Origin of the sequence: Streptomyces sp. SD31 (assembly GCF_052068475.1) — a bacterium.
Lineage (GTDB): Bacteria > Actinomycetota > Actinomycetes > Streptomycetales > Streptomycetaceae > Streptomyces.
Window position 1 is genome coordinate 149793 of sequence record NZ_JBQHCX010000013.1, and the last position, 23455, is coordinate 173247.

A 23455-nucleotide genomic window follows, 5' to 3' on the forward strand; every position below is an offset into this window, starting at 1 on the left:
TGTCGGGCGAGGTGACCTCCTCGACCGGCCCTGCCACTGGGGGAAACGATGGAACCTGGAAAGCCGCTGTCCAAGTCGATCGATGCCACGATTCCGACAGCCGCGCGCATGTACGACTATTACCTCGGCGGCAAGGACAACTACGCGTCCGACCGAGCCGCCTGCGAACAGCTGGACAAGGTCGTCCCCAGCACCCGCGCCCTCGCGCTGAACAACCGGCGCTTCCTGCAGCGGGTGGTCGGGACGCTGGCCCAGGACTACGGCATCCGGCAGTTCCTCGACCACGGCTCCGGCCTGCCCACCCAGAACAACGTCCACCAGGTCGCGCAGGCCATCGACCCGTCCTCGCGCGTGGTGTACGTCGACAACGACCCGATGGTCCTGGTCCACGGCCGCGCCCTGCTGGAGCAGAACGAGAACACCGCCGTCATCCACGCCGACATGCGCGACACCGACGGCATCTTCTCCCACCCGGACACCAAGCGTCTGATCGACTTCTCGCAGCCGGTGGCCGTGCTGTTCAACTCGGTGTTCCACTGCATCCCGGACAGCGACACCGACGGCCCGCTCGCCGTGGCCCGCCGTGTGGCCGCACGACTCGTGCCCGGCAGCTACTTGGTGATGTGCCAGCTGGTCAGCGAGGACGCCGAGGTCCGCGAGTTCGTCACCAACTTCATGGACCAGGCGACCCAGGGCCACTGGGGCCGGGTGCGCCAGGAGAAGGACGTGGCGCAGCTCTTCGAGGGCCTGGAGATCCTGGAGCCGGGCCTGGTGGAGGTCTCCACCTGGCGCCCCGACACCGAGGTCGCTCCGCGCCAGCTCACCCAGGAGTGGATCGAGTTCGGCGGCGTGGGCCGAATGCCGTAGCGAAGCGCCGTCCTAAGGGGCAGGGGCGTACCGGGCCTTCGTCTCACGCAGCCGCTCCAGCGACTCGCGCGGGTTGAGGGCCTCGTCGCCCAGCCGGTCCAGGACGATCCGGTACTCCTCCGTCTCGTCCTGGTCCTCCAGGAAGGCGGCGCTCTTGATGTGCTCCAGATAGACGATGTCGGGCAGATCGATGCCGCCGAAGCGCAGATAGGTGACGGGAATGGCGGGCGCGGAGGCGTTGGTCACGTCCAAGGGCACGATCTGCAGGGTCACATGGGGGCGCCGGGCCATCTCCTCCAGATACTCGAGCTGCTCGCGCATCACCTCGCGGCTGCCCAGCATCCGCAGCAGTACCGACTCGTCCACGATCGCCCACAGCTGCGGCGCGTCCGGCCGGTGCAGCAGCTCCCGTCGCCGCATCCGCAGCTCCACACGCCGCTGCACCTCACGGCCCGGTGCCGACGGCAGCCCGCGCTCCACCACGGCCTGGGCGTAGGCCTCGGTCTGCAACAGGCCCGGCACGTACTGGAGCTCGAAGGTACGGATGGCGGTCGCCGCCTCCTGCAACCCGACCAGCCGGTCGAACCACTCCGGCATCAGCCGCTTGTCATAGCGCTGCCACCACCCGGGCTCACCGGCCCGCCGCAGCAACTGCAGCAGCACCGAGGCCTCGTACTCCTCGGCCTGGTACAGCTCCAGCAGCGTACGGACATCGGCCTCAGTGGGCGGCCGACGGCCCTTGCCCGCCTCGATGCGCGACAGCTTCGCCGGACTGAACCCGGCGGCGCGTGCCGCCTGGTCCTGGGAGAGCCCGAAGTCCTCACGGATGCCCGTCAGTTGGACGCCGACCAGCATTTTCAGCAGGGTCGGCGCGGGCTCGGACCGGTTCAGATACGGTTCGAGGCGGGAGATGCGAGGCGACTCGGCGGACATCCTGACTCCCCGTAGACCGGCATGGGACAGACCGCATTATCGCATCCCGCCGCCTCGTGCCGCTTGAACCGGCGTAAGTGAGGGGCCCAACTTCCGCTTCCCAGCGGTCCGCTGGCCTTCCGTGGACGCCCCCTCGCGGCGGTCCGGGTCAGACCAGGTGGTCGAACTCTCCTTCCTTCGCGCCCGCCAGGAAGGCGGCGATCTCGGCGGGGGTGTAGACGAGGGCCGGCCCGTCGGGGTCGCGGGAGTTGCGCATCGCGACGCTGCCGTCGCCCAGGGGGGCCACCTCGACGCAGTTGCCCTCGGCATTGCTGTGCCGGCTCTTGGTCCAGCGGACGCCCAACGAGCTTGCCCGCACGCCGTTCGGTGCTGTTGGCACTGCACTCTCCTTGCTCACGTTCGGCCACGTGTGCGCCCCGCCGCCCCGACGGGCCCGAGGGCATCACGTGCTCTGTGTCGACACCGCTCGCGCAATTTCCCGTGAAATTGCACGGAGGCGCCGTCGGCGTGGATAATAGTCCGTGGCGTCAACTGCAGCGCGTACCCCCCGCCTTGACCGTGTATCAGGGAGACGTTGTGTCCTTACCTGCGTACGAAGGGCTTCGAGCGCCCGGTAGCGCTGCGCCGCCTGTGGAGAGGGCCGTGGCGCCGGCAGCTCACCCCGGCACCCTGGGCCGGAGCCATCTCGCCAGGCCCGAGCCCCCGTGCACCCCGCCTCGCTCGGCAGCCCTGCGCCTCGTCGGCGCCGAACAGGGTTGCGGCCAGGCCCGCGACTTCGTCCGCCGCACCCTCGGTGACTGGGCCCTCGACCACTGCAGCGCCGACGCCCTCATGGTGGTCACCGAGCTGGCCGCCAACGCCGTACTGCACGCCGCCCCGCACTCCACGGCCCACCCCTCCGCCGCCGGCGAGCCCGAGATCTGGCTGAAGCTCAGCCTCCGCCGCCCCGCCCACCTGGTCTGCGCGGTCACCGATCCGAGCGACGACCCGCCCGTGTACCCGCGCACCAGCGACCCCCTCGACCTCGACGAACACGGGCGCGGGCTGCGCATCATCGACGCCCTGTCCGAACACTGGGGCTGGACCCGACGCCAGCCCCTCGGCAAGACGGTGTGGGCAATGCTCCCCACCGCCCGCCAGGCCTGATCAACGCATAAGTGTCCGTATAGGCCGGCATATTTATTAGGCCGCCATATTCGGGACGCCTCGGGCGGCGGTGTAACGCGGTCGCGTTTGCATGGCGCAGAACCAGGTAGAAGCGGTCACCCCCGACGGCCGAATTTCGGCTGTGCGGGGCGACCCATCCGCCCAGCAATGCGTCAGATCGGATTTCTCGTGAACACTGACCCGGTTTCCGGACACCAGGCGTACGACCGCCCCGCAGACCCCGACCACTCCCTCCGCAGGCAAGCCGCCGCACGCAGAACGGCCCTGGCCATCTGCACGATCGCCGACGTCGCGGCCGGTCTGCTCGGCCTGTGGATCGTGCTGTACCTGCTCGACGCGAACCAAGGCAACGCGTTCGTGGAGTTCGTGCAGGGCACGGCGGACTGGCTCGGCGGATGGGCACAGGACATTTTCACGATGGACACAGAGAGCCTACGAGTCATCCTCAATTACGGTCTCCCGGCCGCCCTTTACCTGCTCCTCGGGCATGGAATTGCCGCCCGTCTCAACAGGGCCTGACGGCATTACCCAGCAGAAGGACCGGAATCATGGCACGCACTTCATCCGAGAACGATCACCCGCCGATTTATGAAGAATTGGTGCGGGAGCGCGGAGACGCCGTGGCGGAAGCCCAGAGAGCAGCCGCACACACGCAGACCCAGGCAGCGGAACTACTGACCGACGGCGAACCACCCCGCTGGGACCGGCCGACGGGACATCATCGGGACCCTCACTTCGGGTGATCCACGGTGGCGGCACCGACAGCTTCGTAGGCCGCAACGACCGCAGTGGGTCGTGGTCGTAGGACTCCTCCGAGGAGCGGCCCGGCCCACCCGTCCGCGGTCGGCATGGGGCCGGCTTGGTGGCGAACAGGGTCAGCGCCGGCAAGGGCAGGACGTACCGCATCGCGAACCGGGCCACGGGGTCTGCCTCACGGGCATCATCGGGACCCTCACCGAAGCCCGGGGCGCGGGCGACGGCGTCGATCCCGGCGTGGACCCGGCGCGCGTACGCGTGCACGAAATGGATGACGGCCGACTTGCTCGTCGACTACGCGGTGCGCCCATGGCCCGTGATGCCCGGCTCGGCGACGGCACCCATACGGGCGAGCACGTCCGGCGACTCCCGACCCGGGCCTCGCTGTGGAGCGCCCTGCACAGCGACCCGCGAGAAGCATCCGACGCCTTCGCCCACCACCGGTCCCCCCACACGAACGCCGCCGACCACACGACCGACCACAAGACGATCCACCACCCCCGAGCTCGACGCCATCCTCTTCGACGGCGACGTCCTCATGGCCCGGCGCACACCTCCGCATGGTCACCTACACGGCAGCGCCCGGAACCACCCACGCAGAGAACCCAAACCTCCTCCGCCCCAGGGCACCCGCGGCGCCACCGCCCTGCCCTGACCGAACGACAAAGAGCGGGACCCAGTGACACTGGGTCCCGCTCTCTCATCCAGGCATCCACCCTGGTCAGCACCTGATCTCTGCTGATCCTGGGTGAGTGCCCCTGGCAGGATTCGAACCTGCGCACACGGCTCCGGAGGCCCCTTGCTAGCAGGGCAACGCGGCAGGTCACGGCCCTGCACCTAGCTGATCAGGCGGGATGAGTCCACGGATAGTCCACCATCCCCGTCTCGTCGTGAACCGCCATTGCCTGGCCCAAGCTCTTGCTTGGTACTGGCTGCTTGTCCCGGACTCGACTACTCGGCCGCGCCTTGCTGTATCCGCTGCTGGGCCCTTTCGTAGAACCTGTTCGCCATCGGTGTGTCGGTAGAGGTGATTCGTACGTAGTCGGCGCTCAGCTCTCGAGTTCTGGCTTCGAGGACCGCCAGGTCGGATGCCTCGGTCATGAGGCTGATCTCGGTGTCTGCGCGGTGCTTGAGCGCGGTGTAGGCGCGGGCAGATGCGAGATGGTCAGCCGCCGTCTTTGGTGAGCCCAGAAAAGCTGCAGTGGCCGCGATGGCTCCGGAGACGGCGCCGAGCCCACTGAAAAAGACTTGCGGGCCGACTTTGACAGCCACCAGAAGGCTGCATATTGCGGTCACGCAGGCGGGGATGAACACCATTAGCCGCCCCCACTTCTCTGCGCTCTTGGCCGCTTCGAAGTATCCCTGAGCGGTGTAGAGGCAGTTGCTCTGGATACGCGCCAGTTCGGTCTTGATACTCTCGAACGGCGTGTCAGAAGTAGACATAGGGTCCAATCCGGGGCGGACTGATGTGTGGGTTGGTGGCAAGGAAGCTGCAGAGCCATTCCATGCCGGGGACGGAGGCTCTGATCTCCTTGCGGTAGCGGGTGGTGAGGTAGCCAGCCGTGTACAGCGCGACGAGCACGGCGCGTCGGACGGCAGCGTTGGTTTCCCCCTCGAAGCGGTGGCGGAGCATCTGGGCCTCGGCAAGGGACGAGTGCTCTCCGATGTAGCGGGCGGCGAACTCGCGGGCGTATTCGGCCCGGTTACGGTCCCCGAGAATGTTCCACGCTGCTTCTTTCGCTCGTTCATCCTTGATGCCCATGGCGATGAGGTAGCGCAGGATGCGCTGCTCAATCAGTGGGTGTGTGGCGCTGTTGCTGGAGTGCAGAAACCGGACCAGGGTGGTTTCGATCTCGGGCGCTCTTCTCTTGGCTGCGTTGAGGTACTTGAACACGTGCGTGATGGCGTGTGGGAGGCGGGTGAGATTGTCCAGGCACCAGCCGACGGCGCGATCATCTCTGATCATGCGGAGTTGACCGAGAACGAAACGGACCTGGTTACCGTTGAACTTCCCCTCTTTGGCGATCTTCTCGAAGTAGGCTGCGAGATCTTCGCGAGCCCGTGGGCGTCCGCTCTTGATGGCGCCGGCGAGCGAGTCATGTCGGATGTCGGTTTCGCGTTCCCGGGCGTCCTGGGGATCAAGGATGACGGTCTTGCTGGAGGAGATAGCGAGCCTCCTGGAGCGCAGTTGGCTGTTCACGCCGAGGAAGAGATCACGCAGCTCGCTCCAGTCTGGGTGGAAGACCTTGATGTCGTCGGAGTAGCGCAGGAACCGGGCGCTGTTCTGGGCCAGATAGGAATCGACAGGGGCCAGGTAGAGATTGGCGAGTATGCCGGAGGCGTCCGGTCCTTGGGGTAGGCCCCAAGCGTGGTTGATGGTCTGGAACCGGGTGAGGAAGTCGATGATGTGGCCGGCGGCCGGACCGTCACCACCGAGGGCTTCTAGATCGTCTCCGAGCATGGCCACGTCGATGTGCTCGTAGAAGGCCGCGATGTCGAGGTAGGCGACCTTGAGTGAAGTGTCGGAGCGGATAGCCTGAAGCGACTTCGCCCGGTAGGAGGACCAGCTGGGCCACCATCCGATAGGCTCGCCCTTGAAGCGGTTCCATCGGTAGCTGGAGACGCCGGGGTGAAGCTGGCAGTCGATCTGATCAGCGATGGTGAAGACCAGTGCGTCGTAGATAAGCCGGTCTCGGGTGGAGAAACGGGCCAGTGGCCGCACGGTCAAATCGGTCTTGGGGAAGTCGATGATGCTGGTACTTTCCGGGCCGCATGCGTCGTTCTCGATGGCCCGCACCAGCGTTTCGCGGTAGCCGCGTTCCCACTGGTGTTGTACGTCCTGATACCCGATGACGTCGGGGACCTCTGATTGATGTTCGCCCGCTATGAGCAGGTCTTTGGCTTTGGTGAGCCTGTTGGGAAGGTCCACCGGTCCCCTTTGTCGAATGAAGGCGCCTTACCCGCGATGGTATCTGGGAGGGGCAGGGGCTCGGTTGCGGTCTAGCTCGCTTGTGACCGGTCTCCCACCAGCCGATGAGGGGCAAGTGCGCGCGGTTAAGCGGATGGTTTACCAGCCGCCGAGGTGCCCCGTCACGACCAGACACCAGTTGAAGCGCTGCACCGCCAACACGCTTTCCCACTGTGTTGGGTCGGTGGTGGGCGTCGGCCTCGGGAGTTCACCTGCGTTCATGGGCGGCCGGCCATCGGGGCGGGAGCGGCTCTGGGTCTCGTCTGAACGGCCGTGAACGGCGCTGAATGAGACGGGAACTGAGACGGAGCGGGCCGACCCTCACGCCCGGGCGGTGTCGGTCCCTCGTGCCATCATCCTCGCGTGTTGAAGATCCCCGGATATGAAGGCGGCCCTCTGGTCGAGGGCAGTGCCTACCTTGACGATCCGTTGTTCTGGCCCGTGCACCTCGGCACCTGCCTGCGAGGCGAGGACGCGCAACGAGCCGCGTTCGGAGCCGACTGGGACGCGGCCATGGAGCTCTACCGCGTGCTCTCCGCCGAGCAGGAGTGGCCGATGTTCAGCGTGCCCCTCCACTCCGGCCACACCATCTACGTCGTCTACCGAAACTTCGACGGAGACCGAGGGGTGGACTATCTGATACATCACCCGACTTGGCCGGCAGCGGAAACCTTCGCTGTGGATGACGGTCACTTCATGGGCCCCGGCACGGCCTGGCCGGAGTTGCTGTCCGCTGCTCGACAGCCGTCAACAAAGGGCGTTGACGACCCCGACGCCCGTCTCTTGCTGCTCTTCCCCACACTCGGCGACGCGCAACTTCCCGACGACGCAAACGTTGCCGTCACCACCGCGCTCAGCGCTCTCACCTTGATCGAAGAGCCCGCCGACGTGGCGAACATGCTCCTTGAGAACCAGGGCCAATGGGCTCCCGCTCACTGGAGGCTGGCAGGAGGCCTCTGCATCAACGACGGCGGGCATTCCTACCGAAACCCCAGCAACGCCTTCGCTCTGCCCGAGGGCTGCCTTCTAGAGATCAGTCACGCACTGAACGGCGGAGAAGCGCCGGATCACCAGACATCCGGCTGAAGCTCTGAGATTGGGAAGCTGAGGCGATCTATGGGTACTTGTCTTGCTGACCTGCGGTGGAGCTGTGCCGGTGCACGGACGGGCGCCCCTTGCTGCCCGGTGTTCCCCGTGGTTCCCCACAGGATCTGGCACATGACTTGTGACCTACCTCAAGGCCGCGTCAGTGCCGCCGTGCCCGGACGTGCGTCACGAGTAATCGCGAAGAGTGCCGCCAACTCTTCCGCTGCATATGTAGAGTTAGCCTATGGAGCAACCCTTTCGGATCACGTCGGCGATGCTCGACGTCATGGAGGCGTTTCTGACATCCGGCGAGCTGTACGGTTTCGCTGTGGCCAGAGCCGCAGGAAGGCCGACGGGCAGTGTGTATCCCATCCTTGCCCGCCTGGAGCAGGCCGGATGGCTGGAGAGCCGTTGGGAGGATGAGCACCCTGAGGAAGGTCGCCCTCGGCGGCGCTTCTACTCCCTCACCAGTGACGGGGCTGCAGCAAGTCGGGCCACTGTGTTGGAGAGGCGAGGCGAACTACCGTCCGCACGGAGCGGCGGCAGACTACGGCCTGCCCTACGGCTGATGCCCCGTTGGGGGAACGCTTGGTGAGCGCGCTCGAGATCCTCGTTCCTCTCGTGCTGGGAGCAGTTGTCAACGAGGCGATTGACGTCTGTCCCTGGCTGGCTCGTAAGTTGGTGCGTTGGTCTGCGCGGCGCATCACTGATGCTCCGATGGCTCAGCGGTACGAAGAGGAGTGGCTTGCTGGCCTCGAAGATCGCCCTGGGAAGCTGCTGCAACTGATCTCTGCGATCTCCATCGTCGTCGGAGCGTCCTGGCGGATGCGAGATATCTTCCGCACAGCGGATACAGGAGCCGGCGCGAGGGGGCGAAGGCGGAGGCCCCGTTCTCACGTGCGGCTGGCGTTTCCGGACAGCCTTGGTGGGCTTCGCTCGTACTGGGGCTACGCAACGTCTGTGCTATCGCCAGCCGTTTGGATGACTGAGGGCGTGGCGTTGGCCCTAGTTCTTGCTGGCGCGAGCATCCTGTACTTCGCATTTCAGGTGCCGACTTACTGTGGTGCTGCGACTCGTGATGGCACGGGATGCCGGAATAACGCGCGCGGCCTGCTGCTGGGATGCCGTATTCACCAGAGCCGTTGGGCCCGGCTGAGAAGGCTCCGGCGCACGGCTCGCTGAGATTCCATGCTGGTCAACACTGCGAACGACCGGCCCTTGATCTCGTGTGGGCCGGTTTTTTCGTGTGCTGTCGCTTCTGAACGAGAACCGGTGACACCCGCTTTAGGAGTTCGATCCCGGGTCGCTTGGAAGCACCTCACCGCAGGAGGACATGGTCAAGTTCGCCCGCCCCGGACCGCTGGTGTTTCTCTACGTTGATGTCAGCCGTGGATGTCACCCCGTCCGTTCTGGGCGTCGATAAGAGAGCGTGGGCACGGCTTGGTGTGATGCCAAGGACGAGCGGTGTTTTTTGGGCCCTGTGGACGAGTAACACACGGCGGTTGGTGACCTGGCTGGCTTGGATACGATCCACCGATGGAATGGTGGAAGACGATCGCGCCGCTTGTTGGGGTCGTTGTGGGCAGCCTCGGCACGCTGCTGGGGCAGAAGCTTGCTGACACCCGCACCCTCCGGCGGGACCGAATATTGGCGCAGGAAGAAGCAAAGATTCGTCTGCGCGCGGAGCGGGTCAGCCTCCAGCGAGAAGCGATCATCGAGATTCAGCACGGCCTCGAAGCCATCATGGCAGCGAACGTTCCTAGTCGAGGACGATCACTGAGTACTGAATTCCGCGCGGCGGCTACGCAGTCGGCTCTTCACCTCAACGCGCACATCGCTCGCCTGGAAGATCGAGAGCTTTCTGCTGGCGTGCAAGAGTGGCTGGGGGCTCATGCGAACGCTGAGGCGGCCCGGACTGCCTTGGACGATCTCCAAGATCGTTTGAGCCGTCAGCTGCGGGCTCTGTACTCGGATCAGCCGGTGTAGCTGCGCGCTCACCGGCGGAGCAGTTGTGGTTGAGCGCGAGTTAGCTGCGTAATCACGCGACATCTTCGTCCAGAAACCAACTCGGATGCCGGCTCAGTCTTGGGTTGTGTGGCCCTCGCCTGCCTTGATGGTTCGCAGGTGTTCCCGTTCGCCTGCCCTCTGCTGGCGTTACGAGTTGACCCTAGCGGAGCGCCTCAGTCGGTTCGCTTGCCGGCGTCAGGCTTTCTGACCCTGAAGAACGCTTGCGGCAAGATCGTCGACGGAACGACGCAGCTCTCGTTCTGACAGCGAGTTCTTGGGGCCGAACCGCTCGACATAGAGGGTTGCCCCGTCTCCCACTTCGACGGTCAGCTGAGCCTTCCAAGCGTCGCCATAAAGGACTTGGCGGGCAGCGGCGCGCCCTTCGATCAGCAGCGGCTCTGCCTTTTCCGGGATCACGTCTGTTGCATCTACCGTCTGCTGCAAAGACGCCGTTGTGGGGTAGAAGGCGACCACGAAGCCTGCTGGTTCTTCCGCGCCGTCCTCCGTCATCATCAGGTAGCAGGAGGCTCCACCTTCCTCCTCGGCCACTGGAGACGCCTCCCTGACGCTTAGCTGTCGCTGCATGGCATCGCTCACGAGCTCGCAGACCGTCCCCTCACTGACTCCGGAAATGATTGGAGCGCTTGCAGACGCCGTGGCGTTCGTAGCCTCGGAGGCGTGCGCGATGGCATAGCCGATGCCAACACCGACAGTGAGAGAGAGCGCCGCGGTAAGGGCCATCGTGCCTGTCACTGGGCCACGACGGCGTTTCATGAAGGTCACAGGCTCCTCGGAGGAGGCTGCTGCCTGGGTGCTCTCGTGTGTGGAGGTGTCCTCGCTGACCATGACGAGAGGATCACATCGGTGCTGAGGCCGTTGGTGCGAAGATGCCTCATCGTTATGCGTTGAGCCATCAGCTTGGGAAGCTAAGGTGATCTAGGCGCATTCTCACGTCTGACCTGCACCTCAGCAGTGCTGGCGCCCGGAGGGCGGATGATTGGCTCCCCGTGGTTCCCCGCACAATCTGGCACGGGTCTGGCACTGGACCTCTTCGTCTGATCTCTCGTCCGGGGAGCCATAGAAGTCTGATGGGTTGATCGGCCGGCAATGGCGGCTGGCGGTTTAGACCGTGCCCTACGTGGCGAGGCGTCGTTGACCTCGGTAGTCCTCGACGTTCGTCATTACCGGCAACGGGCGCCCGGGGAGAGCCGAGCCACACCGCTTGCGTTGCAGCGGAGTGGCTGTGCCGGTGAGCTGAACCTGGTGTAGGTGCAGGTCACCGCTTCCTTCTGTTTCTTTCGGGCGTTCGGCTGACATGTCCGCGTGCGTACCGGCCCGCGGCCACACAGGCGTGCAGGATTTCATTGCATGGGAACACCGAATGCCGTCGGTCATGAAGTTGTGCGACGGGAGGTACGGCTGGCACTGGTGATGAACGGCGGTGTGAGCCTTGCCGTCTGGATGGGTGGCGTCACGCACGAGCTCGATCTGCTGCGGAATGCCTCCGCTCCCCCTCATAGGGAAGGCCACGGTTCAGACGAAGTCCAGCGTATCTGGCGCGAGGTACTGGCCGCGGCCGAGGAACGTGTGGTCATCGATGTCGTGTCGGGGACATCGGCTGGCGGGCTCAACGGCGTGCTGCTGGCCACCGCGATCGCCCGGGGGCGCGCGCTGCCGCCACTGCGTGATGTATGGAAGGAGTCGGCCTCGCTGACCCGGCTTCTCCATGGGGCGACCACGTCGAGCATTCTCAACGGCGAGACCTTCCGGGAAGAGGTCGCCGATGCCGTTGAGCGAATCGATCAAGCTGTGGGACGCGAGACCAATGCGGTGGAGTTGCTCGTGACTGCCACAGCGCTGGGCGGGGCGGGCTTTCCGTTCAAGGACAGCTTCTCCAACCCCTTCGAAGTCCAGGATCACCGCCGCCTGTACCAGTTCCGGCACGGACACCGGTGGACTTATAGCAGGGCTGGGAACGGGTGGAGCTTCGAGCAGGAACAGCAGAATGACTTCGCTGCGCAATTCTCCGCTCGCCTAGTGCTCGCCGCCAGGGCTTCCGCAAGCTACCCCGCCGCCTTCCCGCCCGTGGACAGCCAACCGCTGAAGGACCATCAGCTGCGCCGACGGCCGCTGTCGGAGTCAGATGCCAGCTGTGTCATGGACGGCGGGGTCCTCAACAACGCCCCTTTCGAGCCGGTCCTCGCTGCCATCACGAGCCGGGGTATCGCGTTCAGCCCCATTCGGCGCGTGCTCGTCTACGTCGTGCCGTCCACCGGTCAAGCCATGGCAAGCCCAGGCGACGCCACAGAATGCCGTGACATCCCGATCTACAAGCCTCCGATGAGTGCGCTGCAGTACCCGACGGAAGCGAACCTGCGGTCCTCGGTCGAGGAGATGCTCACCAGGCTGCGTGGCCGGGCTCAGGACATGCCCAGCGACCTCCTGGCGCGTATGTGGAGGGAGGCACATGCACCCACCTCTTCCGTAGAGCAACTTCCCGGCCCTGGCGGGTCCACTCCACTGGCGGACCACCTGATCAAAGCGGCGCGCGACCTGCTCGGAGAGTACCGGCGAAATCGGGTCTACGCGGGAGTGCTAGACGCCCGCCGCAGGCTCGCCGACGGCAGGACCGAAATCACTTTCGCCACCCCCCGCGACGGGACGATCGATGACTGTGCCCGTGTACTGCTCCGCCCTGATCCCCTTTCCTGGGTCCCGCGCTGGAAGTCGTCGGAGCTGACGGGCCCGTGGGACACATGGCAATGGGGACTGGCCGCGACGGAACGTCTCCTGCAGTGCCTGAGTGTGCACCTGCGCCATCTAGCCGACCATAAACCTTCAGGAAAGGAGCGCCTCTCCGAAAAGGCACAGACAGCACTCGTCGACGGCGACCGGCAGGTCACCGAAGTACTCCGAAAAGTACTGGCCATGATGGAAACGGCCGATACCGACCTACAGTCCAAGGTCGACGCTATGGAGCAACCCGTCTCCATCGAGACGCTGGCCTCCGCGATCCACCACACGTACACCGACCTCCACATGCCGGCCAACCTGCTGGACCTCGTCCAGGAAGCAAGCGGTGCATATGTACACGCCGTCACGGAAGCTGGATTGAGCAACGGATTTACTGCTGAAAAGGTCATGAGCAGCTGTCTTGCCATCGAAGTCGTCACACGCGTGTATGCGACGCCGGGCAAGCTCCTCACACCTCTGCCGCCGGAGTTCTCCTTCCTCAGACTCAGCCCGGACAACATGAGCCCCCTCATCCGCGATCCTGACCTGGTGGATCTCGGGGACAAGAAGCTCTACGGGCTTAGGCTCGGACACTTCGGAGCCTTCGTCGACCCGGATTGGCGCCGATCGGACTTCGCCTGGGGCCGCCTGGATGCCGTCAACCACTTGCTGTCGCTCTTTGAGCTCCCTGCTGCGGACCGGCAGGAGTTCAAGCGCCGACTGCACCTCGCGATCCTGAAGGATGAGGCACCCCGAACTCATGAGGATGTGCCTCCGAGCGAGGAAGAGGCGATTAGTTGGCTGGAGGGCCATCTCAACCAGGCAAAGAAGACAGACTCCGAAATTCTGGGTGACGTCGTAGAGACCGAGGCCGGAAAACAACTGCTGCGCGACTTGTCGGGCGCGCTAGTCCGGATCATCAACAGCACCCTCCCGCCCGACGCAGCGGAGGGAGGGATGAAGACCCCCTGGCGTAAAGCCGTTCAGGTCGGGCGAATTGCTTTCGCACCCCATTCGCCGGTTGGAGGCCCACTGGCGTGGATTCTGCGCCCCCTCACCATCTGGCCACGGCGCAGAGCCCGCCGGGCGCTAAGTGGTGACCCTCGCGACTTGCACCCTCAAGTGCTCCGCGCATTTCTGGGCAACGTCGGTTGTGCCGTCCTTGTCCTCATCGGGCTTGCAGTGCTGGTCACCTGGCTGGCGAGCCGACGCTGACGGCTGGTGCTCACGGCTGGCCCTGTGAGCCGGCCGGTCATCATGCCGGCGAGGTCGCTGCTGTCACGCCGCGAGGGATTGTCGCGACGCCGCACGTTGGCCTGATTGGTCAGTCTGAGGGTGGGCGGAGACATCCGCCCTAAAGCGTGTTGCAGAACGCGGACCGATCTTGCAAAAGGTGCTTCGAGGGCGCTGCCAGGACGGAGGAAATCGGCGCACAACCGGGCAGTCGACCTTGCCGTGGGTGGCCGGATCCTGTCGTGATCGCCGTTCTGAAACACGCTTTAGGCAAGGCACCCATCTATGGACTGCCAGACCTACGCCCCGCTGGATCTGCGACCGGACGATGTCTTCGGGTATCGGAGCCGTCGGGTGCAGGCTGGTGGAGGGGGGTGACTGCCACGCGCTCGGGCTGAAAGCTGCTGCCGACGCTGCTGTGCGGGGCTCGTTGTCAGAGCCCCCGCCTAGCCTTGGGGCCACAACTCGGCTTAGACCGTGTCCTACCTGGTGAGGCGGATGAGTCGTTTGTAGCAACACAGGGCGGCAGCGAGGCCGAGCCGGCCGGCTGAAGCGGTCGGTCTAGTTGAGACGGACCTGACCCTCCCCGAACGAGGCTGGGGCTCGGTGCTGCTCCACCGGACTCGACCCTCGGTCGGCAAGCAGTGGACCGACTCGGGGGAGACCCACGACGACCGCGGCCTGAAGAACCGACCGACCGAGGATGTCAGGCGGGTGCCGATCCCGCCCCACCTCGTCGCCGTGCTCTGCGAGCACCTCACCACCTTCGGCACGGCGGATGACGGGCGGCTCTTCTTCAGTGAGAAGGGCTCCGTGGTCCCGTCCTCGACCTACTACCGTGTGTGGCAGGAAGCTCGGCTTCTCGCGTTACCGCCGGCCGTAGCTTCCTCGCCTCTCGCGAGTCGCCCGTACGACCTTCGGCACTCGGCGCTGTCGACATGGCTCAACGCAGGTGTCGATCCGACCGAGGTTGCCGAGCGCGCTGGTAACAGCGTTGAGGTCCTGCTGGCCCGCTACGCGAAGTGTCTCGACGGACGGCAGGATGTTGCCAACCGGCGTATCGAGGAGCTCCTTCGCGAGTACGAGTGAGACGTCCTGCACCAACACCGAGGCCCCGGGCATCTTGTCCGGGGTCTCCCTCGTTTTGAGCCCTACCTGCTGCGATGCTCAGGCCCAGAGCAGATGAGGGGGGCTCGTGGAGCTGAAGGTCACGCGGTGGAAGCGGTACGGACATGATCGCCTGTATGCGAACCTGCCCGATGGCACCGCTGTCGGTTGGGCGGACCTGAGTACGGGGGACATCACGGTCTTGCGTGCTGAGCATCGTGACGACGTGATCGCCGTGCTGACACACCACTTACAGAACAACCCCGATCTAGTCGTTCCAGAGAAAGCACCCGAAGCTGATGCGCGTCCGATGCTGCCGCCTCTGACGCCGGACGATGACCTGGCCGTCAACTCTCCCGGAGCATCCCTCCGCCAGCTGCTCAAAGAATCTGGCCCGGGCCTAATGGAGCGTGTCGTTTCACGGCTGCTGCGGCGCCCCACAGAGTGGGACTCCTGGCGGAAGGGGCTGGCGGGAGAGAGGAGAGTGGGGGCCGAGCTGAACCGCTTAGCGCGCCACGGCTGGCGGGTCCTGCACTCCATCCCCCTGGCCAACAACGTGGACGTCGATCACTTGCTGATCGGGCCTGGTGGGGTGTTCAGCATCAATACAAAGCACCACCACAAGAAGGCCGTATGGGTCGGCGACGATGCCGTGAAGGTCGATCACGGAAAACCAGCGCCCTACGCACGCAAGAGCCGGGCGGAGGCCAAGCGAGTAGTCCGAGTGCTTGAGCACTATTGCGGTTTTCCCGTACCGGTGGAGCCAGTGCTCGTCTTCGTCGGCGTGACCGATCTGAAGGTGGTCGCCACGCAGCTCAGCGTGCGGGTGTACCAGGAACGCCAAGTAGCAGCACTGGCGCCGCTCTCAGGGATGCTGACGACCGATCAGGTCGAGCAGGTGTACCGCGTGGCTCGCCATCGCCAGGCTTGGAGCCGGGCCTGAGCCGGTGCGCCTCAGTGAGGTGCCGGCCACCCCCCGAGAGAGCTGTGGGTGACCTTCACTGCGTGACGATGATCCGGGCGGCCGCCTGGCGCTGCTGCGGGCCCTCGTCTTTTCCTGGACCTCACCTGCGGCGATGCTCCAAGATCCCGTCCACGCCTCGTCCACAGACGCCGACGTACAGCCGCTCCGAGCGGCACACGCCTGCACATACGCGAAGACCCCGACCGCAGCGTTTCCGCTGGTGACGGGGTCTTTGGGCACCTCATACAGGGTGCCCCCGGCAGGATTCGAACCTGCGCACACGGCTCCGGAGGCCGTTGCTCTATCCCCTGAGCTACGGGGGCGTGTCGGGCGCCTTGCTTGGCGGCGACGGGTAGAACACTACCAGTTCCTCCGGGGTGTTCATGAACAGGTTTCTGGGGTGGTGGCACCGGGTGCGACCTGGGGTGGCGCGTCCTCAGGGGGTGGAAGTGGGGAAAACCCGGACGCGGTGGCCGGTCTCGACCTACTCTCGAGTTGTGCCAGGCGCGTCGGGCCGGGTGCTTGTTGTGGACGACAACAAGGTCATCCGGCAGCTGATCAGGGTCAATCTCGAACTGGAGGGGTTCGAGGTGGTGACCGCGGCCGATGGTGCCGAGTGTCTGGATGTCGTTCATCAGGTACGGCCCGATGCGGTCACCCTGGATGTCGTCATGCCGCGCCTCGACGGGCTGCGGACCGCCGCACGGCTGCGTGCCGACCCCCGTACCCGCGATCTTCCCCTCGCCATCGTGAGCGCCTGCACCCAGTACGAGGTCGACAGCGGCCTCGACGTCGGCGTCGACGCCTTCCTGCCCAAGCCCTTCGAACCCGCCGAACTCGTCAGCGTCGTACGGCGGTTGATCGAGCGGGAGAGGGGTGGGGAGAGGAGCGGGGAGCTGAGTGGAGAGCGGGGCGGGAACGCCGAGGGTGCGGTCGAGGCCGCGGGCGCCGGCGAGATCGTATTCGGGAGCGTCTTCGGCGCCGGTGAGGCCGCCGGGCGCACCGGCGCCTGACAACCTCTGCCGGCGCGGCCGCCGACCACGCTGCGCGGCCTCGCCGCCCGTGACGTCCGCGGCATACACATCGCCCGCACGCCCGCACGCCCGCACGCCTGCGGCGCTCGCGCCGTGCCCTTACCGCACCCCGTCCGCCCCACCCCTTCTACCCACGGACGCCCCACCCGTCCACATCCCGGGACCCCACCCAAACCCATTCGCATACCCACCCCCCTCCTCCCCTACGCTTGTCCCGTGACCCCCGTCGAGCTCTCCCGTACCGTGCTGCGCGCGGTGCGTCGTGCTGTCGATGAGGGGGAGCTGCGGGTCGCCGTGCCGGAGCGGGCCGTGGTGAGCGTTCCCGGGCCCGGTGGCTGTGGTGACTACGCCACCAACATCGCCCTCCAGCTCGCCCGCCCCGCCGGACAGCCGCCCCTGCGCGTCGCCGAGATCCTGCGGCCGCACCTCGCCGGCGTGGACGGTGTCGCCGACGTCGTCGTTACCGGACCCGGCTTCCTCAACATCAGCCTGGGCGGCGCCGCGCCCGTCGCCCTCGTCGAGGAGATCCTGCGGCGTGGCACCCGGTACGGGTACGCCCACGGTCCCTCCGCGGACTTCGTGCCGCTGTACTGCCCGCCCGAGGTGCGCGCGGTGGTCGTGATGGACGCCGTCGCCCGGATCCTGCGGTCCCAGGGCGCCCTCGTCCGCACGCGTTGCGAGGCCGCGCTCGAGCCGCGGTGGGCCGACATCCTGGGCGTACGTGTCGACGTGCACGGCGCGCAGGACTCGCCGGCCCCGCCCCACTTCCTCGTGCGTCCGGTGCCCGCCCCCGCCGACCCCCTGCCGCTCGGCCGTGACGCCGCCCGCTGGGCCCTGCTGCACCCCGCCGCCCACGACCGACCCCGTATCACTGACGACCACCTCGTCCAGCGCGAGGGCAACCCCCTCTTCCGCGTCCGCTACGCCCACGCCCGCATCCGGGCCCTCGGCCGCAACGCCGCCGACCTCGGCTTCACCTCTGAGCCCGGCCAGCCCGGCCAACCCCGGCAACCCCGGCAACCCGGATCCGTCGAGGCCGCGCAGAACCTCCTCGCCGCCCTCGCCGACCACCCCCGCGTCCTGGCCCGAGCCGCAGCGGACCGCACCCCCGACCGTCTCGCCCGGCACCTCGTCACCGTCGCCGATGCCGTCCTCCCTCTGCTGCCCGCCGTCCTGCCCCGTGGTGCGGAGAAACCCTCGGCCACCCACCGCGCCCGGCTCGCGCTCGCCGAAGCCGCCGGGACGGTGCTGGCCGGTGGCCTGTCCCTGCTCGGCATCGACGCACCCGAACACCTCTGAGAGAGCCCACGACAGTCATGAGCCGTTCCGCACACCCCGCCGGGCCCCGCCACGCCGACGTCCTCCCCGAGGGGCACTACTCCGCGCCGCCCACCGACCTCAACGCCCTCGACCCGAAGGTGTGGGCCCAGACCGTCGCCCGTAACGCCGACGGCGTCGTCACCGTCGGCGGTGTCGACGTGAAGACGCTCGCCGAACAGCACGGCACGCCGGCCTACTTCCTCGACGAGGCCGACTTCCGGGCCCGGGCGCAGGCTTGGCGCACCGCCTTCGGGGCCGACGCCGACGTGTTCTACGCCGGCAAGGCGTTCCTCTCCCGTGCCGTCGTGCGGTGGCTGCACGAGGAAGGGCTCAACCTGGATGTGTGTTCCGGTGGCGAGCTCGCCACCGCCCTCTCGGCCGGCATGCCCGCCGACCGCATCGCCTTCCACGGCAACAACAAGTCCGTGGAAGAGATCCACCGGGCCATCGAGGCCGGCGTCGGGCGTATCGTCCTCGACTCCTTCCAGGAGATCGTCCGCGTCGCCCACATCGCGCAGGAACTCGGCAAGCGACAGCGCGTCCAGATCCGGATCACCGTCGGGGTCGAGGCGCATACGCACGAGTTCATCGCCACCGCCCATGAGGACCAGAAGTTCGGCATCCCGCTCGCCGGGGGGCAGGCCGCCGAGGCCGTGCGGCGTGCGCTGAAGCTCGACGGGCTGGAGCTCATCGGGATCCACAGCCACATCGGGTCGCAGATCTTCGACATGTCGGGGTTCGAGGTGGCCGCGCACCGTGTCGTCGGGCTGCTGAAGGACATCCGCGACGAGCACGGCGTCGAGCTTCCCGAGATCGACCTCGGGGGCGGCCTCGGTATCGCGTACACGAGTGACGACGACCCCCGCGAGCCCCACGAGATCGCCAAGGCGCTCACCGAGATCGTCACCCGCGAGTGCGAGGTCGCCCGCCTCCGTACCCCCCGTATCTCCGTCGAGCCGGGGCGCGCCATCGTCGGGCCGACCGCCTTCACGCTCTACGAGGTCGGCACCATCAAGCCTCTCGACGGGCTGCGGACGTACGTCTCCGTCGACGGCGGCATGTCCGACAACATCCGTACGGCGCTGTACGACGCCGAGTACAGCGTCGCCCTCGTCTCACGCACCTCCGACGCCGAACCCATGCTCGCCCGTGTCGTCGGCAAGCACTGCGAGAGCGGGGACATCGTCGTGAAGGACGCGTTCCTCCCCGCCGACCTGGCACCGGGTGACCTCATCGCCGTACCGGCCACGGGCGCCTACTGCCGGTCCATGGCCAGCAACTACAACCACGTGCTGCGGCCGCCGGTCGTCGCCGTGAACGACGGCGAGGCCCGGGTGATCGTCCGCCGTGAGACGGAGGAGGACCTCCTGCGTCTCGACGTCGGGTAACCCCGGAGACGGCCCCGGAGAGGACCTGGGGAGACCTGGGGGAGACCCGGGGGTGGAAGATCTCCTGTCTTCCACCCCCGTACAAATGAAATAGATGTCTCACGATCCGGACGAAGGGCAGAAACTCCCGTCCGGTGAGTGAGACTGGTGCAACCGTAGACGGTAAGAGGAAACGAGGTCGGATGATGCGTACGCGTCCGCTGAAGGTGGCGCTGCTGGGCTGTGGAGTTGTCGGCTCAGAGGTGGCGCGCATCATGACGACGCACGCCGACGACCTCGCCGCCCGGATCGGGGCCCCCGTGGAGCTCGCGGGGGTGGCCGTACGGCGGCCGTCCAAGGTCCGTGAGGGCATCGACCCCGGGCTCGTCACCACCGACGCCACCGCCCTCGTCAAACGCGGTGACATCGATGTGGTGGTCGAGGTCATCGGCGGCATCGAGCCCGCCCGCACCCTCATCACCACCGCCTTCGAGCACGGCGCGTCGGTCGTCTCCGCGAACAAGGCGCTCCTCGCCCAGGACGGCGCCGCCCTGCACGCCGCCGCCGAGCAGCACGGCCGCGACCTCTACTACGAGGCCGCCGTCGCCGGCGCCATCCCGCTGATCCGCCCGCTGCGCGAGTCCCTCGCCGGCGACAAGGTCAACCGCGTGCTCGGCATCGTCAACGGCACGACGAACTTCATCCTCGACAAGATGGACTCGACCGGCGCCGGGTATCAGGAGGCCCTCGACGAGGCCACCGCCCTCGGGTACGCCGAAGCCGACCCGACCGCCGACGTCGAGGGCTTCGACGCTGCCGCCAAGGCCGCTATCCTCGCCGGAATCGCCTTCCACACGCGCGTGCGCCTCGACGACGTCTACCGCGAGGGCATGACCGAGGTGACCGCCGCCGACTTCGCCTCCGCGAAGAACATGGGCTGCACCATCAAGCTGCTCGCCATCTGCGAGCGGGCCGGGGACGGCCAGTCGGTCACCGCGCGCGTGCATCCCGCCATGATCCCGCTGACCCACCCGCTGGCCTCCGTGCGCGGCGCGTACAACGCCGTGTTCGTCGAGTCCGACGCCTCCGGGCAGCTCATGTTCTACGGCCCCGGCGCGGGCGGCTCCCCGACCGCGTCCGCCGTACTCGGCGACCTCGTCGCCGTATGCCGCAACCGGCTCAGCGGGGCAACGGGGCCCGGCGAGTCGGCGTACGCCGCCCTGACCGTGTCGCCGATGGGCGACGTCGTCACGCGCTACCACATCAGCCTCGATGTGGCGGACAAACCGGGTGTTCTCGCCCAGGTGGCGACCGTGTTCGCCGAGCACGGAGTCTCGATCGATACGGTTCGCCAGCAGGGCAAGGACGGCGAGGCCTCCCTTGTCGTCGTCACCCACCGTGCGTCCGACGCGGCCCTCGGCGGGACCGTGGAGGCGCTGCGCAACCTCGACACCGTGCGGGGTGTCGCCAGCATCATGCGGGTTGAAGGAGAGTAACCAGCAATGACCCACCAGTGGCGCGGAATCATCGAGGAGTACCGGGACCGGCTGCCCGTCTCCGACACCACGCCGGTCGTGACGCTCCGTGAGGGCGGCACGCCCCTCGTGCCCGCGCAGGTGCTCTCCGAGCGCACGGGCTGCGAGGTCCACCTCAAGGTGGAAGGCGCCAACCCCACCGGGTCCTTCAAGGACCGCGGTATGACCATGGCCATCACCAAGGCCAAGGAGGAGGGCGCGAAGGCGGTCATCTGCGCCTCCACCGGCAACACGTCGGCCTCCGCCGCCGCCTACGCCGTACGCGCGGGCATGGTTTCGGCCGTTCTCGTCCCGCAGGGCAAGATCGCGCTCGGCAAGATGGGCCAGGCTCTCGTGCACGGTGCGAAGATCCTCCAGGTCGACGGCAACTTCGACGACTGCCTCACGCTCGCCCGCGACCTGAGCGACAACTACCCCGTGGCGCTGGTCAATTCAGTCAATCCGGTGCGTATCGAGGGGCAGAAGACGGCCGCCTTCGAGATCGTGGACATGCTGGGCGACGCCCCCGACATCCACGTCCTGCCGGTGGGCAACGCGGGCAACATCACCGCGTACTGGAAGGGCTACACGGAGTACGCCGCCGACGGTGTCTCGAAGCAGACCCCGCGCATGTGGGGCTTCCAGGCCTCCGGCTCCGCGCCCATCGTGCGCGGCGAGGTCGTCAAGGACCCGTCGACCATCGCCACCGCCATCCGCATCGGCAACCCCGCGTCCTGGCAGTACGCGCTCGCCGCGCGGGACGAGTCCGGTGGCTTCATCGACGAGGTGACGGACCGTGAAATCCTGCGCGCCTACCGGCTGTTGGCCGCGCAGGAGGGCGTCTTCGTGGAGCCCGCGTCCGCCGCGTCCGTCGCCGGTCTGCTGAAGGCCGCCGAGCAGGGCAAGGTCGACCCGGGCCAGACGATCGTGTGCACCGTCACCGGCAACGGCCTGAAGGACCCCGACTGGGCCGTCGCCGGCGCCCCGCAGCCCGTCACCGTCCCGGTCGACGCGGTGACGGCGGCCGAGCGGCTCGGACTGGCGTAAGCGGGGCCACACCCCGTCGTAGCGGCGCCCGATCCCGTCGTACGGGGCTCGTGTCCGCGCGTAAGAGGGCGCTTACCCGGGGGACTTCCCTACGGGGGGTGCACAGGGGGTATACGACACGCATCGTGCGCCTCCTGTGCGCCCTATGTCGCCACAGAACCCACCTTCGATAGGCTGTACTGAACCCGCCCGCCGCATATGCCTCCGCATGGGGCGCGGTGCCGCGCCGTCTCCGCGGCCCGGAAGCGGCCCCAGGGGTCTTCGTACGTCATCGAATGTCGTCACCGAGTGTCTTCGACAATCACGCAGCTCAAGGAGAGTCATCGAGCGATGGCCGGTCCAGCCTTCCGCGCCGCCGCCGTCCGGGTGCGCGTCCCCGCCACCAGCGCCAACCTCGGCCCGGGCTTCGACGCCCTCGGCCTGTCGCTGGGGCTCTACGACGACGTGGTCGTCCGGGTGGCCGACTCCGGGCTGCACATCGACATCGCGGGTGAGGGCAGCGAGACGCTGCCGCGTGACGAAAAGCACCTTCTCGTACGGTCCCTGCGCACCGCCTTCGATCTGCTGGGCGGCCAGCCGCGCGGCCTGGAGATCGTCTGCGCCAACCGCATTCCGCACGGCCGGGGCCTCGGCTCCTCCTCGGCCGCCATCAGTGCCGGCATCGTCGCCGCCCGCGCCGTGACCATAGGCGGCGAGGCCAAGCTCGACGACACGGCCCTGCTGGAGCTCGCCACCGAGATCGAGGGCCACCCCGACAACGTGGCGGCCTGTCTGCTCGGCGGATTCACCCTGTCCTGGATGGAGGCCGGTGCCGCGCGGGCGATCAGGATGGATCCCGCCGATTCCATCGTTCCGGTGGTTTTCGTGCCCGGAAAGCCGGTCCTCACCGAGACCGCGCGCGGCCTGCTCCCGCGCACCGTGCCGCACGTGGACGCCGCCACCAACGCGGGCCGTGCCGCCCTGCTCGTCGAGGCCATGACCAGGCGCCCCGAGCTGCTGCTGCCCGCCACCGAGGACCGTCTCCACCAGGAGTACCGCGCGCCCGCGATGCCGGAGAGCGCGGCGCTGGTGGAGCGGCTGCGGGCCGACGGCGTCCCGGCAGTGATCTCCGGCGCGGGCCCCACCGTTCTGGCGTTGGTCGACGACGAAAGCGCCGACAAGGTGGCCCATCTGGCAGGAGAGGGGTGGGCCGCGAACCGGCTCGACCTCGACGCTCAGGGAGCGAGCGTGCTGCCGCTTGCACCCTCCGGTGACTTTTAAAAGCGTACGGTTGCCGGATTTCGAGAGGGGGAATGTTTGTTGGATCCGGTAGTGTTAACCTCAAGTCTGCACCCGACCCCACCATGGCGAGG

Annotated in this window: 19 protein-coding genes, 1 tRNA gene and 1 pseudogene; 15 read left to right on the forward strand and 6 right to left on the reverse strand. The window is 67.0% G+C overall.

What is annotated here, in order from left to right; all coding sequences use genetic code 11:
- Positions 1–48 precede the first annotated feature (48 nt).
- Positions 49–867, forward strand: a complete 819-nt coding sequence (locus ACTMVF_RS27105) for an SAM-dependent methyltransferase (protein WP_441273718.1) — start codon at positions 49–51, stop codon at positions 865–867.
- 12 nt (positions 868–879) lie between these two features.
- Here ACTMVF_RS27105 and ACTMVF_RS27110 read toward each other — a convergent pair whose 3' ends face one another.
- Positions 880–1800: a helix-turn-helix domain-containing protein gene (locus ACTMVF_RS27110; protein WP_441273719.1), complete on the reverse strand. Its 921-nt coding sequence runs from the start codon at positions 1798–1800 to the stop codon at positions 880–882.
- 148 nt (positions 1801–1948) lie between these two features.
- Positions 1949–2179, reverse strand: coding sequence for a DUF397 domain-containing protein (locus tag ACTMVF_RS27115; RefSeq protein ID WP_079052310.1), 231 nt, complete (start codon positions 2177–2179; stop codon positions 1949–1951).
- 263 nt (positions 2180–2442) lie between these two features.
- Here ACTMVF_RS27115 and ACTMVF_RS27120 point away from each other — a divergent pair, with 263 nt between their 5' ends.
- Positions 2443–2946: an ATP-binding protein gene (locus tag ACTMVF_RS27120; protein ID WP_441273720.1), complete on the forward strand. Its 504-nt coding sequence runs from the start codon at positions 2443–2445 to the stop codon at positions 2944–2946.
- Between the two features lie 168 nt (positions 2947–3114).
- On the forward strand, positions 3115–3486 hold the full coding sequence (locus tag ACTMVF_RS27125; protein ID WP_441273721.1) for a hypothetical protein: 372 nt from the start codon (positions 3115–3117) through the stop codon (positions 3484–3486).
- 1188 nt (positions 3487–4674) lie between these two features.
- Here ACTMVF_RS27125 and ACTMVF_RS27130 read toward each other — a convergent pair.
- Together ACTMVF_RS27130 and ACTMVF_RS27135 are read right to left on the reverse strand one after the other, a co-directional pair.
- On the reverse strand, positions 4675–5166 hold the full coding sequence (locus ACTMVF_RS27130; protein WP_441273722.1) for an SLATT domain-containing protein: 492 nt from the start codon (positions 5164–5166) through the stop codon (positions 4675–4677).
- Positions 5153–6652, reverse strand: coding sequence for a reverse transcriptase domain-containing protein (locus ACTMVF_RS27135; RefSeq protein WP_441273723.1), 1500 nt, complete (start codon positions 6650–6652; stop codon positions 5153–5155). The genes ACTMVF_RS27130 and ACTMVF_RS27135 overlap by 14 nt, the downstream gene beginning before the upstream one ends.
- Positions 6653–7054: 402 nt before the next feature.
- On the opposite strand from ACTMVF_RS27135, the gene ACTMVF_RS27140 reads away from it, so the two are divergent.
- The 3 genes from ACTMVF_RS27140 to ACTMVF_RS27150 all read left to right on the forward strand — a co-directional run bounded on the left by ACTMVF_RS27140 (position 7055) and on the right by ACTMVF_RS27150 (position 9763).
- A complete protein-coding gene (locus ACTMVF_RS27140) occupies positions 7055–7777 on the forward strand; it encodes a hypothetical protein (RefSeq protein WP_441273724.1) in 723 nt (240 codons plus the stop codon).
- Positions 7778–8063: 286 nt separating this feature from the next.
- A complete protein-coding gene (locus ACTMVF_RS27145) occupies positions 8064–8372 on the forward strand; it encodes a PadR family transcriptional regulator (protein WP_441273814.1) in 309 nt (102 codons plus the stop codon).
- A gap of 941 nt (positions 8373–9313) precedes the next feature.
- Entirely contained in the window at positions 9314–9763 is a 450-nt protein-coding gene (locus ACTMVF_RS27150) for a hypothetical protein (protein ID WP_441273725.1), read from the forward strand.
- A gap of 216 nt (positions 9764–9979) precedes the next feature.
- On the opposite strand, the gene ACTMVF_RS27155 is transcribed toward ACTMVF_RS27150, so the two are convergent.
- On the reverse strand, positions 9980–10630 hold the full coding sequence (locus ACTMVF_RS27155) for a hypothetical protein (protein WP_441273726.1): 651 nt from the start codon (positions 10628–10630) through the stop codon (positions 9980–9982).
- A gap of 522 nt (positions 10631–11152) precedes the next feature.
- Here ACTMVF_RS27155 and ACTMVF_RS27160 point away from each other — a divergent pair.
- From ACTMVF_RS27160 to ACTMVF_RS27170, 3 genes and pseudogenes are all read left to right on the forward strand, one after another.
- Positions 11153–13732 (forward strand): DUF3376 domain-containing protein, encoded by a 2580-nt coding sequence (locus tag ACTMVF_RS27160; protein ID WP_441273727.1) that lies wholly within the window; start codon positions 11153–11155, stop codon positions 13730–13732.
- A 558-nt stretch (positions 13733–14290) separates the two neighbouring features.
- Positions 14291–14839 (forward strand): annotated as a pseudogene (locus ACTMVF_RS27165) (tyrosine-type recombinase/integrase); the annotation flags it as partial.
- A gap of 106 nt (positions 14840–14945) precedes the next feature.
- Positions 14946–15800 (forward strand): nuclease-related domain-containing protein, encoded by an 855-nt coding sequence (locus ACTMVF_RS27170; RefSeq protein ID WP_441273728.1) that lies wholly within the window; start codon positions 14946–14948, stop codon positions 15798–15800.
- Positions 15801–16072: 272 nt separating this feature from the next.
- On the opposite strand, the gene ACTMVF_RS27175 is transcribed toward ACTMVF_RS27170, so the two are convergent.
- Positions 16073–16144 (reverse strand) — tRNA-Arg (locus ACTMVF_RS27175).
- 195 nt (positions 16145–16339) lie between these two features.
- Between ACTMVF_RS27175 and ACTMVF_RS27180 the strand changes: the two genes are divergently transcribed.
- From ACTMVF_RS27180 to thrB, 6 genes are all read left to right on the forward strand, one after another.
- The gene (locus tag ACTMVF_RS27180) at positions 16340–16834 is read left to right on the forward strand and encodes a response regulator (protein WP_441273815.1); all 495 of its coding nucleotides are present in this window, start codon (positions 16340–16342) and stop codon (positions 16832–16834) included.
- Between the two features lie 237 nt (positions 16835–17071).
- The gene (nrtL, locus tag ACTMVF_RS27185) at positions 17072–18154 is read left to right on the forward strand and encodes an ArgS-related anticodon-binding protein NrtL (RefSeq protein WP_441273729.1); all 1083 of its coding nucleotides are present in this window, start codon (positions 17072–17074) and stop codon (positions 18152–18154) included.
- A gap of 17 nt (positions 18155–18171) precedes the next feature.
- On the forward strand, positions 18172–19563 hold the full coding sequence (gene lysA / locus ACTMVF_RS27190) for a diaminopimelate decarboxylase (RefSeq protein ID WP_441273730.1): 1392 nt from the start codon (positions 18172–18174) through the stop codon (positions 19561–19563).
- Between the two features lie 185 nt (positions 19564–19748).
- A complete protein-coding gene (locus ACTMVF_RS27195; protein WP_302003570.1) occupies positions 19749–21038 on the forward strand; it encodes a homoserine dehydrogenase in 1290 nt (429 codons plus the stop codon).
- A gap of 6 nt (positions 21039–21044) precedes the next feature.
- Positions 21045–22103, forward strand: coding sequence for a threonine synthase (thrC, locus tag ACTMVF_RS27200; protein ID WP_441273731.1), 1059 nt, complete (start codon positions 21045–21047; stop codon positions 22101–22103).
- A 330-nt stretch (positions 22104–22433) separates the two neighbouring features.
- A complete protein-coding gene (thrB, locus tag ACTMVF_RS27205) occupies positions 22434–23363 on the forward strand; it encodes a homoserine kinase (RefSeq protein WP_441273732.1) in 930 nt (309 codons plus the stop codon).
- The last annotated feature ends 92 nt before the right edge of the window (positions 23364–23455 follow it).

Bases quoted from the DNA above. Each gene is read 5' to 3' on its own strand.
- ACTMVF_RS27105 (WP_441273718.1), top strand. From the start codon at position 49: ATGGAACCTGGAAAGCCGCTGTCCAAGTCGATCGATGCCACGATTCCG.
- ACTMVF_RS27110 (WP_441273719.1), bottom strand. From the start codon at position 1,800: ATGTCCGCCGAGTCGCCTCGCATCTCCCGCCTCGAACCGTATCTGAAC.
- ACTMVF_RS27125 (WP_441273721.1), top strand. From the start codon at position 3,115: ATGCGTCAGATCGGATTTCTCGTGAACACTGACCCGGTTTCCGGACAC.
- ACTMVF_RS27130 (WP_441273722.1), bottom strand. From the start codon at position 5,166: ATGTCTACTTCTGACACGCCGTTCGAGAGTATCAAGACCGAACTGGCG.
- ACTMVF_RS27145 (WP_441273814.1), top strand. From the start codon at position 8,064: ATGGAGGCGTTTCTGACATCCGGCGAGCTGTACGGTTTCGCTGTGGCC.
- ACTMVF_RS27150 (WP_441273725.1), top strand. From the start codon at position 9,314: ATGGAATGGTGGAAGACGATCGCGCCGCTTGTTGGGGTCGTTGTGGGC.
- ACTMVF_RS27155 (WP_441273726.1), bottom strand. From the start codon at position 10,630: ATGGTCAGCGAGGACACCTCCACACACGAGAGCACCCAGGCAGCAGCC.
- ACTMVF_RS27160 (WP_441273727.1), top strand. From the start codon at position 11,153: ATGGGAACACCGAATGCCGTCGGTCATGAAGTTGTGCGACGGGAGGTA.
- lysA (WP_441273730.1), top strand. From the start codon at position 18,172: ATGAGCCGTTCCGCACACCCCGCCGGGCCCCGCCACGCCGACGTCCTC.
- ACTMVF_RS27195 (WP_302003570.1), top strand. From the start codon at position 19,749: ATGCGTACGCGTCCGCTGAAGGTGGCGCTGCTGGGCTGTGGAGTTGTC.
- thrC (WP_441273731.1), top strand. From the start codon at position 21,045: ATGACCCACCAGTGGCGCGGAATCATCGAGGAGTACCGGGACCGGCTG.
- thrB (WP_441273732.1), top strand. From the start codon at position 22,434: ATGGCCGGTCCAGCCTTCCGCGCCGCCGCCGTCCGGGTGCGCGTCCCC.